The 16,858-nt window shown below is 70.0% G+C and carries 17 protein-coding genes; 15 read left to right on the top strand and 2 right to left on the bottom strand.

The genetic code is table 11. The annotated features are described in order from the left end of the window. Positions 1-58: 58 nt before the first annotated feature. Entirely contained in the window at positions 59-628 is a 570-nt protein-coding gene (locus ACIRP2_RS15540) for a hypothetical protein (protein ID WP_404250419.1), read from the top strand. A 115-nt stretch (positions 629-743) separates the two neighbouring features. Here the strand turns inward: ACIRP2_RS15540 and ACIRP2_RS15535 are convergent, their stop codons facing one another. Continuing rightward, complete coding sequence (locus ACIRP2_RS15535; protein ID WP_404250417.1) at positions 744-1,577, bottom strand: acyl-CoA thioester hydrolase/BAAT C-terminal domain-containing protein; 834 nt, start codon at positions 1,575-1,577, stop codon at positions 744-746. A 118-nt stretch (positions 1,578-1,695) separates the two neighbouring features. Beyond that, on the bottom strand, positions 1,696-2,580 hold the full coding sequence (locus ACIRP2_RS15530; RefSeq protein WP_404250415.1) for an SIS domain-containing protein: 885 nt from the start codon (positions 2,578-2,580) through the stop codon (positions 1,696-1,698). Positions 2,581-2,765: 185 nt separating this feature from the next. Between ACIRP2_RS15530 and ACIRP2_RS15525 the strand changes: the two genes are divergently transcribed. The 14 genes from ACIRP2_RS15525 (at position 2,766) to ACIRP2_RS15460 (ending at position 16,819) form a co-directional block, all read left to right on the top strand. Beyond that, entirely contained in the window at positions 2,766-3,566 is an 801-nt protein-coding gene (locus tag ACIRP2_RS15525) for a DeoR/GlpR family DNA-binding transcription regulator (protein ID WP_093899008.1), read from the top strand. Positions 3,567-4,064: 498 nt separating this feature from the next. After that, positions 4,065-5,075: an ABC transporter permease gene (locus tag ACIRP2_RS15520; protein WP_404250413.1), complete on the top strand. Its 1,011-nt coding sequence runs from the start codon at positions 4,065-4,067 to the stop codon at positions 5,073-5,075. Then, positions 5,072-6,031, top strand: coding sequence for a carbohydrate ABC transporter permease (locus ACIRP2_RS15515; RefSeq protein ID WP_404250411.1), 960 nt, complete (start codon positions 5,072-5,074; stop codon positions 6,029-6,031). Before ACIRP2_RS15520 ends, ACIRP2_RS15515 begins: the two co-directional genes overlap by 4 nt. A 54-nt stretch (positions 6,032-6,085) precedes the next feature. After that, positions 6,086-7,726 carry a hypothetical protein gene (locus tag ACIRP2_RS15510; RefSeq protein WP_404250409.1) on the top strand — a complete coding sequence of 547 codons (1,641 nt, stop codon included), beginning with the start codon at positions 6,086-6,088 and terminating at the stop codon, positions 7,724-7,726. 107 nt (positions 7,727-7,833) lie between these two features. Further along, a complete protein-coding gene (locus tag ACIRP2_RS15505; RefSeq protein ID WP_404250407.1) occupies positions 7,834-9,006 on the top strand; it encodes a Gfo/Idh/MocA family protein in 1,173 nt (390 codons plus the stop codon). Between the two features lie 336 nt (positions 9,007-9,342). Then, the gene (locus tag ACIRP2_RS15500; RefSeq protein ID WP_404250405.1) at positions 9,343-10,344 is read left to right on the top strand and encodes an MBL fold metallo-hydrolase; all 1,002 of its coding nucleotides are present in this window, start codon (positions 9,343-9,345) and stop codon (positions 10,342-10,344) included. A gap of 63 nt (positions 10,345-10,407) precedes the next feature. Continuing rightward, positions 10,408-11,766: an ATP-binding protein gene (locus tag ACIRP2_RS15495; RefSeq protein WP_404250403.1), complete on the top strand. Its 1,359-nt coding sequence runs from the start codon at positions 10,408-10,410 to the stop codon at positions 11,764-11,766. Further along, on the top strand, positions 11,763-12,188 hold the full coding sequence (locus ACIRP2_RS15490; RefSeq protein ID WP_404250401.1) for a roadblock/LC7 domain-containing protein: 426 nt from the start codon (positions 11,763-11,765) through the stop codon (positions 12,186-12,188). Before ACIRP2_RS15495 ends, ACIRP2_RS15490 begins: the two co-directional genes overlap by 4 nt. Then, on the top strand, positions 12,185-12,538 hold the full coding sequence (locus tag ACIRP2_RS15485; protein WP_404250399.1) for a DUF742 domain-containing protein: 354 nt from the start codon (positions 12,185-12,187) through the stop codon (positions 12,536-12,538). The genes ACIRP2_RS15490 and ACIRP2_RS15485 overlap by 4 nt, the downstream gene beginning before the upstream one ends. Beyond that, positions 12,516-13,130 (top strand): GTP-binding protein, encoded by a 615-nt coding sequence (locus ACIRP2_RS15480; RefSeq protein WP_404250397.1) that lies wholly within the window; start codon positions 12,516-12,518, stop codon positions 13,128-13,130. The genes ACIRP2_RS15485 and ACIRP2_RS15480 overlap by 23 nt, the downstream gene beginning before the upstream one ends. Next, positions 13,127-14,401: a cytochrome P450 gene (locus tag ACIRP2_RS15475; RefSeq protein WP_404250395.1), complete on the top strand. Its 1,275-nt coding sequence runs from the start codon at positions 13,127-13,129 to the stop codon at positions 14,399-14,401. The genes ACIRP2_RS15480 and ACIRP2_RS15475 overlap by 4 nt, the downstream gene beginning before the upstream one ends. A gap of 95 nt (positions 14,402-14,496) precedes the next feature. Then, positions 14,497-14,895, top strand: coding sequence for a cell division protein SepF (locus tag ACIRP2_RS15470; protein ID WP_404250393.1), 399 nt, complete (start codon positions 14,497-14,499; stop codon positions 14,893-14,895). 188 nt (positions 14,896-15,083) lie between these two features. Beyond that, complete coding sequence (locus ACIRP2_RS15465; RefSeq protein ID WP_404250391.1) at positions 15,084-16,454, top strand: ATP-binding protein; 1,371 nt, start codon at positions 15,084-15,086, stop codon at positions 16,452-16,454. Next, complete coding sequence (locus ACIRP2_RS15460) at positions 16,451-16,819, top strand: nucleotide pyrophosphohydrolase (protein WP_404250389.1); 369 nt, start codon at positions 16,451-16,453, stop codon at positions 16,817-16,819. The genes ACIRP2_RS15465 and ACIRP2_RS15460 overlap by 4 nt, the downstream gene beginning before the upstream one ends. Positions 16,820-16,858 lie beyond the last annotated feature (39 nt).

Genomic DNA, 16,858 nt, shown 5'->3' with positions numbered 1-16,858 from the left:
GGGTGTACGGCGCGGTGGTCACTGGTCTCGTACAGGTTCGTCGGCCATACTGCCCGCCGTGGAGCAGCGCATAGATCCCAACACTCAGCCCGGGTACGCCGCAGGGACAGACCCGGCGTACATCCCTGGTCTCACGGCCCCCGTCACTGCCGGAAAGCGTGACACGAGCGAACCGGAGACGAGCCAGGAGCACACGGACGAGGAGCAGACAGACCAGGAACGGACGGGGGAGCGGACCCCCGGTGCGGTCGCCCCCGACGACGCCGTCGTCACGACCGTGTCCGAGGACGCGGCAGCCGACGGGGAGGCCGCTGCCGAAGCGGCGGCCGACGACAAGGAGGCGGAGGAGGGCCCCGCATTCGAGGTGAGCGACCGTCGCGGGTCGATCACCGCGGACCGTGGCGGCGTCACGTTCCGGCTGGACGACCAGGAGGCCGAGTTCGGCTGGGACGAGATCGGCGCGGTCGAGGTGAAGACCCCCCGGTTCGGCCGTCGGTTCACCGTCACGGTCCACATGTCGACCCGTCGATGGTTCAACGCCGAGGTCGAAGCACCCGTCAGGAGTGACCTCAAGCGGTGGGAGGAGGAACTCGACGCGGTTCTGGACGCCTACTTCGAGGAGTCCTGACCGGGTCGGCGCCGTTGGTGCGGGGGCAGGGGGCCGGGACGTCCGTCGGCCCCCGCACACCCGCGTCTTCCGCCTGACGCCCCGTCCGCCGTCCGCCCCGTCGGCGGCATGCGTATCAGGGGCTCGGGCGTCCGCCGCGCACTGCGTCGAGTACGTGGGGCCAGGCGGCCGTCCCGAGCGCCGCGTCCGTCGCGGGTGAACCCCCGTACAGGAACGAAGCGGAGACGGGAGCCGGACTCTCGCCCGGAAACCGTGGGCGGTGGCCCGCATCGGGGCTGCTGATCAACCGTACCGGCAGGCCGGCCGTCCGGCGGCGGGCGGCCAGTTCCTCGGCGCCGGGCAGCGAGGGCCACATCGCATCGTCGCCGCCTGCGACGAGGACGAGGTCGGCGGTGGACTTCTCCACCGTGATCGTCGCCGCGCCGACGCGGTCGGCGAACGTCCGCCGACTGCGCTCGTACCAGCCTCGGACGGCCACCGGAACACCTGTCGGCCGCGCGGGTGCCGGTGTCCAGGATTCGTCGAGCGGGACGAACGGCAGCGGCTCGCCCCGCCAGGTCCAGGAAGACCGTTGCGGGCGGTCCCGGCCGTCCCGGCCGGGGCCGACGTTCGCCCAGGTCGTCGAAGTGGGAGAGAGCGCCACCACGGCGTCGATGCCGGGCAGCAGCACGGACAGGTGCAGGGCGGCTTCGGCTCCCTTGGACACGCCCAGGACACCGATCCGCCGGGCGCCGCCGGCGCGGAGCAGTTCGATGGCGGGCGCGAAGGTCTCCAGCGGGACTTCACAGATGCCGGGCGGCTGCCCGAGCCCGCCGAACCAACGGATCGACAGGGCCGTCACGCCCTCCCGGGCCAGGATGCGGCACCGTTCGTCCTCGATGCGCCCGCTGGACCCGGAGAGGACGAGCACCCCGACTCCGCCGTCCCGGACCGGGCCGTGCGCGGGCATGGCGAGAAACCCCTCGCGAACGCCCGGGTGAGGGGCTCCGTGAGGGGTTTCGCGGGCACTCTCGTGAGCGCTCCCGCCCGGATCGCTGAACGTGCGCTCGACGATGTCCATCGGGCGGTCAGGCGTCCGCGAGCACCACCGAGCGGGTCAGGTGGCGCGGGTTGTCCGGGTCCAGGCCACGGGCGGCGGCGCGGGCGATCGCCAGACGCTGGACGCGCACCAGCTCGGCCAGCGGGTCCAGGTCGCTCTCCACCCAGCGGGCACCGGTCGCGAGCACCTGCTCGGCAAGGCCCTCGGGGGCGGAGCCGAACATCCAGGTCGCGGTGTTGGTGGTGGCGATGCTGATGGGGCCGTGGCGGTACTCCATCGCGGGGTACGCCTCCGTCCAGGACAGCGACGCCTCCTTCATCTTGAGCGCGGCCTCGTTGGCGAGCCCGGCCGTCCAGCCACGACCGAGGAAGGTGAACTGGGTGCACTCCAGCAGGCCTTCGGGCAGCGGCTCGGCCAGCGCGGTCTCCGCGTCGCGGACCACGGCGTCGGTGTGCAGACCGAGGTGGGCGCGGAGCAGGGTGAGCAGGGTGGTGGCGAACCGGGTCTGCACGACGGACTGCTCGTCGGCGAAATCGAGCACGACGACATCGTCGGCGGACGTCATGACCGGAGTGTTCGGGTCGGCGGTGACAGCCACGGTGCGGGTGTCACCACGGAGCCGGTCGAGCAGTTCCAGCACCTCGGTCGTGGTGCCCGAGCGGGTCAGGGCGACGACGCGGTCGTAGCCGCGTCCGAAGGGGAACTCCGAGGCGGCGAAGGCATCGGACTCGCCCTGACCGGACGCCTCGCGGAGCGCGGCGTAGGCCTGGGCCATGTAGAACGAGGTGCCGCAGCCGACGACCGCGATGCGCTCACCGGTGGCGGGCAGCGCGGCCGCCTGGGTCTGGGCCAGCTCGGCGGCGCGGCGCCAGCACTCCGGCTGACTGGCCGTCTCGATCTCGACAAATGACACTTTTGCACTCCGTATCCATAGTGGGATGCTCGTTTACGCACGGTATACGCGATGTACGAGCATTATCAAGCATTCTTCTTGCAGGAGGCTTGACTCGGCGGAGCCTTGTGCGACGCTTGCGCGTGTCCGGTGACCGTACCCAAGGGGATGGGTGCCCGAAGCCCGGGTTCGTAAGGAGAGTTCTCTTGTCCAGGGATGCCCGGTGGAACGCGCTGCTGGAGCTTGTCGGTAAGAACGGCCGGGTCGAGGTCGAGGACGCCGCCGCCACGCTGGATGTGTCGGCCGCGACCATCCGCCGCGACCTGGACCAGCTCGCCGAGCAGCAGCTGCTCACGCGTACCCGCGGCGGCGCGGTCGCGCACGGTGTCAGTTACGAACTGGCCCTGCGCTACAAGACCGGCCGTCACGCCCCGGAGAAGCAGGCCATCGGCCGCGCCGTGTCCGAGCTGGTGGCGGTGGGCGAGGTGGTGGGACTGACCGGGGGCACGACACTGACCGAGGTGGCCCGTTCGCTGGCGGTGCGCTCCGACGTCGTCGGTGACACCGCGGCGGGGATGGGCGGTCAGCCGACCCTGACCGTTGTCACCAATGCCCTCAACATCGCCAACGAGCTGGTGATCCGGCCGCAGATCAAGATCGTGGTGACCGGCGGAGTGGCCAGGCCGCAGTCGTACGAGTTGACGGGTCCGCTGGCCAGCGGGGTGCTGGGCGAGATCACGCTGGACGTCGCCGTGCTGGGCGTCAACGCGATCGACACCGAGCGCGGAGCCTACGTCCACCACGAGGGTGAGGCCAGCATCAACCGCCTGCTCGCCGAGCAGGCGCAACGGGTGGTGGTGGCGGCCGACTCCTCGAAGATCGGAAAGCGGGCCTTCGCCAGGGTCTGCGATCTCGGGCAGGTCGACTTCCTGGTCACCGACAAGGGGATCACGCCCGAGGCGACCGCCCGCTTCACGGAGGCCGGCGTCACCGTCATCGCCGTCTGAACCGCTCGTCCCAACGGCGGGCCGTCACCGAGAGGTGGCGGCCCGCCGTTCTGGTGCGCGTGTGCCGAAGCCGGGCGGGGCGGGGCGGGGCGGCGGAAGGGGCTCGTCTGCGCCGACTGCGCCTGCTTGAGAATGTCGCTAGAGCTGATCTTCAGTGCACGATCGAGCACCAATGATCGCCCTATGGTCGGAACCCACCTGGACGGCCAGGCTCCCTGATGGGCTGTTCGCTGCCAGTTCTGTGCCGCTTCTGTGCCCTATTTCGGATCTTGTGTGGTCGCTCGGTGCGCCTCCCGAGCTCGCTGTGAAACTTTTTCTATGTCAATAGATGTTCGTTACCTCTGCGAAATGAACAAGTCTTGCCATCCAGGTGCACCGTCGTGAACTATGTGCCTGTTGCCGCGAAGGAGCGCAGGCCACACCCACGATGGTGCGGGCCGCCTCCGTGGATGCGCGGGACACTCCCTTGCTCCATCAGCCCTGGAGGTGCCTGTGACGATGGCAGATGCGCCGGTCTCGGCCGTGCGGTCGCCTGTGCCGCAGCCCCATGACCGCGACGACGCGGATCAACCCGCCGGGAAGAAGCGCAAAGACATACGAATACGGCAGCCGCTCCGGCACCGTCTCAAGCGGGACAGAGCGCTGCTGCTCTTCTGCCTGCCGGGGGTGCTGTACTTCGCGCTCTTCTTCTACCTGCCGCTCGCGGGCAACGTCATCGCCTTCCAGGACTACCAGCCGTTCCTGGGCTTCAAGCAGAGCCCGTTCGTCGGGCTCGCGAACTTCACCGCGCTGCTCGCCGAACCGGACTTCTGGAGCGCGGTCTCCAACACCCTGCAGATCACCGCGATCCAGCTGCTGCTCTACTTCCCCGCGCCGATCGCGCTGGCACTGCTGCTCAACTCGCTCATCAGCGAGAGGATCAAGCGGTTCATCCAGACCGTCGTGTACCTCCCGCACTTCCTGTCCTGGGTCGTCGTGGTCGCGATGTTCAAGCAGGTGCTGGGCGGCGCGGGTTCCGTCACCACGCTCCTGATGGAGCACGGGGTCAACATCGGCAATGTGATGACGGACCCGGGCACCTTCAAGCTGCTGATCACCGCCCAGGCCATCTGGAAGGACTGCGGCTGGGGGACGATCATCTTCCTGGCGTCCATCGCCTCGATCGACATGGGGCAGTACGAGTCCGCCGCCATGGACGGGGCCGGCTGGCTGCGCAGGATCTGGCACATCACCCTGCCGGGCATCCGGCCGGTGATCCTCATGCTGCTGATCCTCCGCCTCGGCGACATCCTCTCGGTCGGCTTCGAGCAGATCATCCTGCAGCGCGACGCCGTCGGTCCGGACGCCTCCGAAGTCATGGACACCTACGTCTACTTCCACGGCGTCATCGACGGCGACTGGGGGATGAGTACGGCCGCGGGTCTCATGAAGGGCGTCATCGGATTCGCCCTCATCCTCGCCGCCAACAAGCTGGCCCACCGCTTCGGTGAGCAGGGAGTGTACCGATGAGTCAGCAGACCCTTGCGTCACGGCTGCGAACCGCCCGCTTCGGCCCCCGCGGCGGTGAGCGCCGCAGTGCCTCCTCCGGCCGCCCGCCGTGGATGGAGCGACCCCACTGGTACGGGCAGGGTGCCAAGGCGGCCGCACTGGTCGTCCTGACCGTGATCGTCCTCTATCCGTTCGTCCTCGCCATCGGCACCAGCCTCGCGGGACGCGAGGAGCTCAATGCCAACGGCGGTTACGTCCTGCTGCCCAAGCACCCGACGCTGGAGGCCTACCGGGTCATCCTCTCCGGCGGAGTGGTCACCCAGGCCGCCCTGGTCTCCATCTGCATCACGCTGATCGGCACCGCGCTGAGCCTGGCGTGCACCGTGATGATCGCTTACGGAACCTCACGTCCCGGCACCGTACTCGGCAAGCCGATCCTGCTGCTGGTGCTGGGCACGTTCCTCTTCGCGCCGGGCATCATCCCCACGTACCTGGCCGTCCAGCAGTTCAAGATGCTCGACACCTACGCGGCGCTGATCCTTCCCGTACTGCTCAACGCGTTCAACATCGTGGTCGTGCGCTCGTTCTTCCAGAGCATTCCCGAGGAGCTGTACGACGCCGCGCGGATCGACGGCGCGGGTGAGCTGACCGTGCTGCTGCGGATCGTCCTCCCGCTCTCCAAGGCGGTCCTCGCCGTGGTCGGCCTCTTCTACGCGGTCGGCTACTGGAACAGCTTCTTCAACGCGGTCCTCTACCTCAACGACTCCAGCAAGTTCCCCATCCAGGTGATCCTGCGCAGCTACGTCCTCAACGGCCAGAGCATCAACGCACAGGCCATGGGCGTCCACGCGGTGCCGCCCGCGACCTCCTTGCAGATGGCCGTACTGATCATCGCCATCGTGCCCATCTTCTGCGTCTATCCCTTCCTGCAGAAGTTCTTCGTCAAGGGCGTCCTCACCGGGGCGATCAAGGGCTGATCCGCCCACCCGGACATTGCCCCACGCACTTCACACACTTCAAGGAGCACCCCCATGTCCACCCACTTGTCCAGGCGCGGTTTCATGGGCGCGGCGGGGATCGCCGGCCTGACCGTGGCCGGCCTGACGTCCCTGACCGCGTGCGGCAGCGGCGCCACCGTCAGCAAGGGCGGAGCCAAGGCGTCCGCCAAGCTGAAGCTCCCGACGTACGTCGCCGCGCAGACCGCTCCGGCCGACCTCGCGGGCAACGCGGCCGGGCTGGACGCCACGTATCTGCGCTACCCGAAGAAGCTCACCAGGTCCGTGGCCAAGGCGCCCGGCGACGGCAGCCGCATCACGGCCCTCACCGAGACGTTCACCACCCCCGCGCCGCCGCAGGCCAAGAACGCCTACTGGCAGGAGCTGAACAAGCGTCTCGGGGCGCGGTTCGACATGACGATCGTCGTCGACCAGGGCGTCGACGCCTACCTCACCAAGTTCAACGCCATGATGGCCAGCGGTGACATCCCCGACCTGGTCTGGTTCCCCCCGAACCAGGGCATCCAGCGTGTGCCCGAACTGCTCGACGCCAAGTTCCACGACCTCACGCCGTATCTGTCCGGCGACGCGGTCAAGGCCTACCCCAACCTGGCGAACCTGCCGACCACCGCCTGGAAGACCGCCGTGATCAACGGCAAGATCCGCGGTGTCACCGTCGCCTACGGTTCCATGGGCCAGGTCTACGTCGTCAACGAGGACTTCTGGAAGCCGGTCGGCGGAGCCGAGTTCACCAGCGCCGAGGACTTTCTCGCCAAGGGCAAGGAGCTTCTCGACGCGAAGCGCAACAAGTACGTCCTGGAGCCGGCGTACGTGAACCATGTCGGCATGTTCGGCCAGTGGTTCGGCGCCCCCGCGGGCTGGCGGCTGGAGGGCGGCAAGCTCACCCACATGTACGAGACCGAGGAGTACCAGGAGGCCCTGGCGTTCGGCGTCGAGGTGGCCAAGGCAGGTCTCTTCTGGCCCGATCCCAATCTCTCCACCACCATGGAGAAGATGGCGCAGGGCTCGCTGGGCGCCTATGTGCAGTCCTTCCCCAGCTTCCTCGTGGACGTCAAGACGTACGACTTCCCGTTCGGGGTCGTCGTGCCCTTCGCCGCCAAGTCCGGTGCGAACCCGCGGTACAGCATGGGATACGGCTCCGTCGGCTACACCGCCATCAGCAAGAAGGCCGACGACAAGCGGGTCAAGATGCTGCTGGGCGTGCTCGACTACCTGGCCGCGCCCTTCGGCACCGAGGAGCGGCTCTTCCTCGACAACGGCATCGAGGGCAAGCACTTCACGCGTACGTCCGCCGGCGACGTCGAGCTCACCGACAAGGGCAACGCCGAGGCGGTCACCACCGCCATGCCGCTCGCCTTCCTGGCCGCCGGTCCCGAGTACATCTACCTGCCCGGCAAGGGGGAGCTGGCGGGCCGGATCCACGGCTGGCAGCAGGAGCTGCTCAAGATCAACCAGTCGAATCCGGTCAGCGGCCACTTCTCCGACACGTACACCGGCAAGGGCGCCTCGCTCACCACGGCGATGAGCGACGTCCAGAAGGACATCATCGCGGGCCGCAAGCCGATCTCCGCCTACAAGGAGGAGCTGCGCAAGTGGCGCTCCGGCGGCGGTGACAAGATGCGCGCCGAGTACGAGGCCTCGCTCGCCGGTAAGTAGTCCCGGCCGCGCACCACCGCGGACAGTGCCGCACCCACCGGTACGGCCCGTCCGCTCCATCACCGCGCACACGCCCGCACCACCAGTTACAGAGAGAAGGGACCACCGTGTCAGACCTGCGACTCGGCGTCATCGGGCTCGGCCTGCGCCGTTCCATCGCGATGTCCGCCCACCACCCCGGACAGGGTTCGGCGATCACCGCCGTCTGCGACCTCGACCCCGAGGTGCGGCGGCGCGAGGCCGAGCGCTTCGGCACCGATGTCGCGGTCGAGGACTACAAGGAGCTCCTCGACCGGGACGACCTCGACGCGATCATCGTCGCCACCCCGGACGACACCCACGAGACGATCGCCATCGACGCACTCCGGGCCGGCAAGGCGGTCTTCGTCGAGAAGCCGCTCGGCATCACCGTCGAGAGCTGCGACAACATCCTGCGTGCCGCGTACGAGACCGGAACCCGGCTGTACGTCGGACACAACATGCGCCACATGGGTGTCGTGCGGCTGATGCGCGACATCATCGCCCGCGGCGACATCGGCGAGCCCAGGACCGTGTGGGTGCGCCACTTCGTCGGCTACGGCGGTGACTACTACTTCAAGGACTGGCACGCCGACCGGACCCGTACCACCGGACTGCTGCTCCAGAAGGCCGCCCACGACATCGACGTGCTGCACTGGCTGGCCGGCGGCTACACCCGCCGTGTCAACGCGCTCGGCGACCTCCTCGTCTACGGCGACCTGCCGCGCCGCGAGCCGGACACCCCGCGCCCGGCGAACTGGCTGCGCGAGTTCGACTGGCCGCCGACGGCCCGCAAGGACCTGCACCACGTCGTGGACGTCGAGGACGTCTCGGTGATGAACATGCAGCTCGACAACGGCGTCGTGGCCGCCTACCAGCAGTGCCACTTCACCCCGGACTACTGGCGGAACTACACCGTCATCGGCACCGAGGGCCGTCTGGAGAACTTCGGTGACGGCCCCGGTGACGAGGTCAAGGTCTGGAACACCGGACCCAGCGGATACCGCGGCGACGCCGACATCACCTACCGGGTGCCGGACGCCGGCGGTTCGCACGGGGGCGGGGACACCCGGATCATGGAGGAGTTCTGCCGGTTCGTGCGTGAGGGGGGCGTCACCGACACCTCGCCGGTCGCCGCCCGGATGAGTGTCGCCGCCGGTGTTCTCGCGACGCGCTCGCTGCGCGAGGGCGGTGCGCCGTACGACGTGCCGGCTCTCGACCCGGAGCTGGTCGCCTACTTCGAGCGCGGCCAGGTCCGCTGAGGGAGTGGCGGGAGACGTTCCGGGACCTCCGGCGACAGCGTTGTCGGACGGCATCGTCGGAGGTCCCGGTGCGATTGTTTTCGGCCATGCTCGGTGGGTAATCGGCGCATTCCCGTTTGGTGGGGCCTCGGAAGGTGACCAGGGCGGCAAGTGGTGGCTCCGGGTGAATTGGGGGCATTCATCCGAAAGATTCCCTGTATGGGTGCGGGGTACCGGTCTCGCAGGGTCACCGAGCCGCCGGTACCGAGAGGCGAGAGCGGCGATTTCACGCCAATGGGACCTTGTGATGGCCGAGTTCGAACGCATGGCCGGATCGCGGTCGGCATAATCGCGTCCATGTCGATCACCGGTGGAGACGTCGTTGACCTGGGGCGGGGCCTGTACGCATGGCTCCCGCCGAAACGGGGCTGGGGGCTGGCGAACTGCGGTCTGCTCGTCTCGCCCCGCGGCGCCCTCTGGATCGACACCCCTTACGACACCATGCTGGCCGGCCAGTTCCTGGCCGAATCCGTGAAGCGGCTGCCCGACGGCGTCTCCATCGACCGGGTGATCGTCACGCACGCGAACGGTGACCACTTCTGGGGGGCGGGCGTGCTCCCCGACGCGGAGATCATCGCGACCCGCGAGGCCCGGGAACACATCCACTACGAGCCCACCCCGAAGCAGCAGCACGCCCTCGTCGCCGGCGGGGACCGGGCCACCGTGCTCGGGGCCTACCTCGGACGTCACTTCGGCCCCTTCGACTGGTCGCGGACCGAGCCGGTGCAGCCGACCACCTATTTCACCGGGGAGCTCGAACTGACCCTGGGGGAGTACCCGGTCCAGCTCTCCGCCCTGCCGTCCGCGCACACCACCGGCGACCTGATGGTCCATCTGCCCGCGCAGCGCGCCGTGTTCAGCGGGGACATCATCTTCTCCTCCACACCGGACCGGCCCGGCGACCATCCCGTGCACTGGGCGGGACCGCTGAGCAACGTGATCGCGGCCTGCGAGCGGATCCTGGCCACCGGTGCCGAGATCATCGTGCCGGGACACGGACCCGTCCTCGACCCGGCCGGGGTGCGCGATCACATCGTGTACCTGGAGTACGTGCGCGAGCGCGCCCACGCCTTCCACGCGGCCGGGATCCCCGCGCTCGAGGCGGCCCGCCGGGTCATCGAGGAGGGGCGCCACCCGGAGCTCGGGCTCCCCGAACGGCTGGTGGTGACCATCGGCAGCGAGTACCGGCAGCTCGACGACACCGAACTGCCCGGAGTGCTCCAGGTGATGACCGATGTCGCCGTGCTCGCCCAGGAAATGGAACAGTCCGCCGAGCCGGCCGGTCCGGCGGAGCAGTAGGCGGAGCTTTTGCCGCCGCTTGGGCTGGAAGACCGATCCGAACGACAGAAAAGCGGTGACGGCATGGGATGGATCGTGGCGGTGCTCGCCGTCGCTGCGGCCGTGGCGGCAGTGGTCCGCGCGCAGAACGCGGCGCGCTCGGAGCACCTGGCCGTGGCCCGCGCCGAGCTGGCCGAACGGCAGTCGAAGTCCGCCGAGGCACGCGCCGCCGCCCTCACCGAGGAGATCCGGCAGCTGGCCCACAAGCGCATACCGGCCGCCGCGCTCGCCCTGTCCCACCCCTCCGCCCCGGTTCCGGGACTGCGGGAGGCGGGCGGGGTCGACGGCGATTCCGCCCGGCTGCTCACCGAGGCCGTACAGGCGGCCTGCACGGCGGTCGTCGAGGAGCGCGGCCGCGTCGACGCGGCCGCCCGCGCGGCGATGCGCGGCACCTCCGCCAAGATCCAGTCCCTGCTCAACCAGTCCCAGCAGCTGTTGCACGAGCTCCAGCACGAGTACGACGACCCGCGGATCCTGCAGCTGGACTTCCGCAACGAACTGGCGCTGCGGCGCACCCAGTCCACCGCCGTGCTCTGCGACGCCTGGCCGGGCCTGGCCCGCCAGAACTCGCCGCTGGTGGAGATCGTGCTCGGCGCCCAGTCCCGGGTCGCGGGCTACGAACGGATCAAGGTCGCCAATCACCTGCGCGACGAACGGCTCGCGCTCGTCGCCCGTGCCGCGGAACCCCTCGCGATCGCGCTCGCCGAACTGCTGGCCAACGCCACCGCGTACTCGCACCCCGACACCGATGTACAGGTGACCGTCCAGCAGAGCGGCGGCCGCGGCGCGTTCCTGGTCGTCGACGACGCGGGCATCGGCATGGACGACGACGCGCTCGACCGGGCCCGCGCCCTGCTGGCCGGTCCGTCCGAAGTGCTCCTGACCGAGCTGGGCGACCCACCGCAGACCGGTTTCGCCGTCGTCGGCCGACTCGTCGTGCAGTACGGCTTCCACTGCCACATCGAGGCGTCGCCGTTCGGCGGGATGCGTACGATCCTGCGCGTCCCCGCCCATCTGCTGACCCTGCTGGAGGACGAGCACGGCCTCTCCGCCCTCGCCCCGAGGCCGGTGCAGGCCCAGGCATCCCGGTCTGCCCCCGTCATTGCCTCCGCCGAGCCGGACCCCGCCCCCGCACCGCACCCCGTCGAACTGCCCAGCCGACGCCGGCGGTCGCCCCGGCCGGCCCCGGCCGGGTCCGCGTCCGCCGCCGACACCGGGGGCCGGGAAAGGGTGTCCCGTACACCTGAACAGGCCGAGGCTTCCTGGGCGGCACTCCAACAGGGCACCCTCGACGGCAGGAGCGTCGCCGGCGGGCCGACCGCACCGGCAGCCGACGACCACCATCCGGACGACCACGACGACCAAGGAGACGACGAGACGTGAGCGCCCCCACCCCCACCACCGGTGACCTCGCCTGGGTGCTGACCCCCCTGCTGGAGCTGCCCGGGGTCCAGCACGCGGTGGTCGCCACCGGCGACGGCCTCGTCGAGGGCGCGTCGCCGAGCCTGGACCGGGCGTCCGGCGAACGGGTCGCCGCCATGACCGCCACGCTGCACGCCGCGGCCCGCGCGTTCACCACGGCCTTCACCGGCGTCGAGGCGCCGCGCCCGGCCCAGACGGTCGTCGAGTCCGACCAGGGCTTCGCCATCGTCGTACCGGCCGGGAACAACACCACCCTCGCCCTGTTCGCGGAACCCGGAGCAAAGCTCGGCGACATCGCCTACCAGATGCAGGTGCAGGTCACCGCCCTGAACCGGGCCATGAACACACCCGCCCGCCGACCGGACACCACCGCCCGGCCATGACCCCCGGCCCCGGACGCCGTCTGATCCCCGCCTATCTGGTCACCGGCGGCCGGACCCGGCCCGCCGGTCCCGCCCTCGACCGCCTCGCCGTACTCGTACGCACCGGCTCGGACCTGCCCCAGGACACCGGCTCGGAGCGGCGCAGGCTGTGCGAGCTGCTCGAACCGGGCGCGCTCACCGTCGTCGAATGCGCGGCCCACCTGGACCTGCCGGTCAGCGCCACCGTCTTCCTGGCCACGGACCTCGCGGCCGCCGGACACCTGCACACCCGACCGCCCATCCCCAGCGCCGGGGAGATCGACCGGTCGCTCGTCGAGAGGCTGCTCGTTGGACTCCGCTCCCTCCACTGACCGTACCGGCATCGGCTATCTGCCACCGGCCGCCCGGACCCTGATGAAGCTCGTCGTCACGGGCCCCTTCGGCGTGGGCAAGACCACCCTGATCCGCACACTGTCGGAGATCGCCACGCTCCACACCGAAGAGGTGATGACCCAGTCCAGCACCCGGTTCGACGACACCGCGGGGCTGCCGGACAAGACCACGACCACCGTGGCCATCGACTTCGGCCGGCTCACCGTCCTGGACGACCTGGTGCTCTACATGTTCGGCACCCCGGGCCAGCAGCGGTTCCTCCCGCTCTGGGAGGACATCGCGCGCGGCGCGCTCGGCGCCCTCGTCCTGGTCGACACCCGCAGGCTCGCCGACTCCTTCGCGGTCATGGACATGGTCGAGGAGCAGGGGCTGCCGTACGCCGTCGCCGTCAACCGCTTCCCCGACGCCCCCGCGCACACCGACGAGGTCCTGCGCAAGCATCTCGACCTCGCCCCCGAGACCCCGCTCGTGCAGTGCGACGCCCGCGAACGCCGCGGCAGTATCGACGCGCTGATCGCGTTGGCCGAACACGTGCTGACCCGATTGCCCCGGCCGAAGGACCCGTCATGACGTCGCCCGTACAGCCGCCGCAGCCCCTCGCGTTGTACGGCCCGGACTTCGCCGCCGACCCGCAGAGCCACTACCGGCGCCTGCGCGCACACGGCCCTCTCGCCCCCGTCCGGCTCGCCCCCGGCATCGACGCCCTGCTGGTCACCGACTACCAGGCCGCCGTCGACCTGCTGCGCGACACCCACACCTTCACCAAGGACCCGCGCGCCTGGCAGGCCACCGTCCCCGAGGACTCGCCGGTCCTGCCCATGCTCGGCTACCGTCCCACCGCGCTCTTCAGCGACGGCGACGTGCACGCCCGCTACCGCGAAGCCATCAACGACAGCCTCGCGCTGATCGAGCCGCACATCCTGCGGGCAGAGGTCGCCCGGGTCGCCCGGCGGCTCATCCGCGCATTCGCCGCCACCGGAAGCGGCGACCTGATCGCCCAGTACGCCCGGCGGCTCCCGTTGCACGTTTTCGTCACCTGGTTCGGCGTGCCGCCCGGCGACGGCGAACGGATCGTCAACGGCATCGGCGGCATGTTCAACTCCGCCGAGGACGCCGCCACGGCGTACGCTGATCTCGTCGACGTCGTCACCGGCCTCGTCGCCGACCGGCGCGCCCGTCCGCGCCGCGACCTCACCTCGTACCTCCTCGCACACCCGGCCGGTCTGGACAATGACGAGACTGTGCGTCAGATCACTCTGATCATGAGCGCGGGCCACGATCCGACGACCAATCTGATCGGCAACGCGCTGCTGCACATGCTCACCGACACGCGTGACACCGGCTCGCTGCACGGCGGCGCGATGACGGCGCACGAGGCGATCGACGAGGTCCTCTGGCAGGACCCGCCGCTGGCCAATCTGGCGGCCCACTACCCTCGCCGCGACACGGAGTTCCACGGCGTCCGCCTGCGCGCCGGCCAGCTGCTCCTGGTCTCCTACGCCGCCGCCAACAGCCAGTCCCCGCCCGGTCTTTCGGCCCCCGGGGTCGGCTCCGGGGCCAGCGCTCATCTGGCCTGGTCGGCCGGGCCGCACCGGTGCCCCGCCAGACAGCCGGCGCTGCTCATCGCCATGACCGCGATCGAGCAGCTCACCAGCCAGCTGTGCGATGTGGAACTGGATGTTCCGGTCGGTGGGCTGAAGTGGCGGCCGGGACCGTTCCATCGCGCACTGGTGCGGCTTCCGGTACGTTTCACCCCCGTCGACATGACGGCGGAAACGGACCGGCGCGAAGCCTCTGACGGTGCGTCGGACGAGCCGTCGGCGGTGTCGATCAGCCCGTGAACCGTGTCGGTGGTACGCCGAACGGGTGAGGGGCGAGAGAATTGCCCGATGAACAGCGAGCGCAACGCCGACCGAAGCACAGACGGGGTGGTCCGGTGAGCAGGTACGACAGGTACGACGTCACGGACGAGCAGTGGGAGGGGCTTGCCCAGGTCGTGCCTCTGCGCAGCCGCAACGAGTGGCCGTCCAGGGTCGATCACCGTACGGTCCCCGACGAAAGAGCGGAAGCCGAACAGCGGCGCCTCGTCGTGCTGCGGGTCCAGGTCTTCGCGGACGCGCGGGAGGTGGCGGAGTACCTGGTCGGTCAGGTCCCGGTGCTGCTCGATCTGACCGGCGCGGAGACGGATGTGGCCAAGCGCATCCTGGACTTCACCAGCGGCGTCGTCTTCGGACTCGGCAGCGGGATGCACCGGGTCGACCGGAACGTCTTCCTGCTGTCACCGGTCGGCATGGAGGTCGAGGGGGTCACGGCGGCGGGCGTACCCGGTCCGTAGCAGGGTCCTCGGGCGGGGTGGCGACCGACAACTCGGAACGGACGAGGGGCGGGAGGCGCATGACCGTGGAGGTCCCCCGATCGTGGGAACGCGGTTCGCACGGAGTTGCCGCATCGGCGTAGCCCGATCGTAGGAAGGTCGTTGAGGCGGAACGGTTCTCCGGTCCGCGACCTGCTTACGGTCCGCCCATGAGCGCACTCCGCCCGGGGACCACCCCGTCGCCCCCCACCGGCACGACCGGTACGACCGGTTTTGGTTCCGGTCCCGCTCCCGTGCTTGTGGGCAGCACCTCCACGCGCGCCCCCGCCGTGATCACCGACGGCTCGTCCGTGTCCGGCCGCGCCGCGATCGCCGCCTCGTCCGTGCCCGGCCCCGCCTCCTCGATCTCCGGTACGCAGGTCGGGCCGCGGGCCGCGTCGCGTTCCGGTGGACCCGTCCGTTCCGCCGGGCCCGTCGTCACAGAACTGCGACTGTCCGCCTACGCCTCGCACCGGGGTGCCGCCTTCCCTATCGGTCCGGTCACACTCTTCGCCGGGCCCGGCGGCAGCGGCAAGTCCCATGTGCTGCGGGCGTACGAGGCGCTGGCCCGGCTGGGCGCCGGGGACCCGCTCGACGAGGTGTTCCCCGACCCCGCGGGTTGTGTGCCGGAAGGCGCCGCGGCCGATGCACAGGGCCGTCGTGGATTCCGGATCGGCTGCACGACGGACGGTCCGGCGGGCCCGGTGCGGCTCGATGTCGCCGTCCAGGCGGAGCCCACGCTCCGAATCGTCGGAGAACGGCTCACCGGCGGCGGCGAGACCCTGCTGTCGACCGCCCTGCGCGATCCGGGGCGCTCGATGGTCCAGGCGGCCTGGCACACCGCGGGGGCGGTCCCGGTGACACGCGCCCCGCTGCCGGACGACCGCCTCGGAACGTCCTTGCTTCCCCTGCGGGTGGCGGGCAGGACCGAGGGGCAATTACAGGTCCTGGCCGCCGCTGAACAGATGGTCGTGGCCCTGCGGTCGGTCTTCGCCTGTGAACCGCAGCCGCTGCGGATGCGGGCCCCGGTTCCGGCGGGCGACGGCCGGCTGCGTCGGAGCTGCGACAACCTCGCGGCGGTGCTGGAGCGTACGTACACGCGGTGCGGCCAACGCCATGCCCGCCTGGTCGCGGCCGCTCACGCCGGATGTGCGGGGCCGGTCACCGCACTGGGCGTCGAGCGGCTCACCGACGGATCGCTGCGCGCGACGGTGGGGCGCGGCGACGGAGCCGTCACACCGGTCGGCCGGCTCGGTGACGGCGAGCTGAGATATCTCGCCCTGGCCCTGGTGCTGCTCAACGGCCCCGAGGCATTGGCGGTGGACGCGGCGGGCGAGGTGCCGGCGGCGATGCAGACCCTGACCGTGCTGGCCGACGGACTCGATCGTGACCTGGACGGGCGGCAGTTGCGCGAACTGCTGGCTCTGGCGGTACCGGTCGGGGCGGCCGGGCACCTCAGGCTGGTGGGGACGATCACGGAATCGGGTGCGGTACGGGCCAGGGAGACGCCCGGGGTGACGGTGGTAGACCTGGAACCGTGACAGAACTTGATGTACGGGCCCTGCAGCAGCGGCTCGCCGCGTTCGCGGCCGCACGGGACTGGGAGCAGTACCACACCCCGAAGAACCTGGCAGCGGCACTGAGTGTCGAGGCATCCGAACTGGTCGAAATCTTCCAGTGGTTGACGCCGGAGCAGTCGGCGAGGGTGATGGAGAGGCCCGAGACGGCGCACCGGGTGGCGGACGAGGTCGCCGATGTCCTCGCGTATCTGCTGCAGTTCTGCGAGGTGTTGGGGATCGACGCGCTGGCGGCGCTGTCGGAGAAGATCGACCGGAATGAGGCCAGATTCCCGGTTTCGGAGCACTCGGCGCCTCCTGAATCCGGGGATCGTCACTCTTCGGAGTGATCAACTTGTTCACAGTTGGCTTCGTGTCCACAGATTTCC

This window comes from Streptomyces sp. NPDC101194, from assembly GCF_044767885.1.
Taxonomy (GTDB): domain Bacteria; phylum Actinomycetota; class Actinomycetes; order Streptomycetales; family Streptomycetaceae; genus Streptomyces.
Note: the sequence above shows the minus strand (reverse complement) of the source record. Positions and strands in the feature narration are given on the sequence as shown.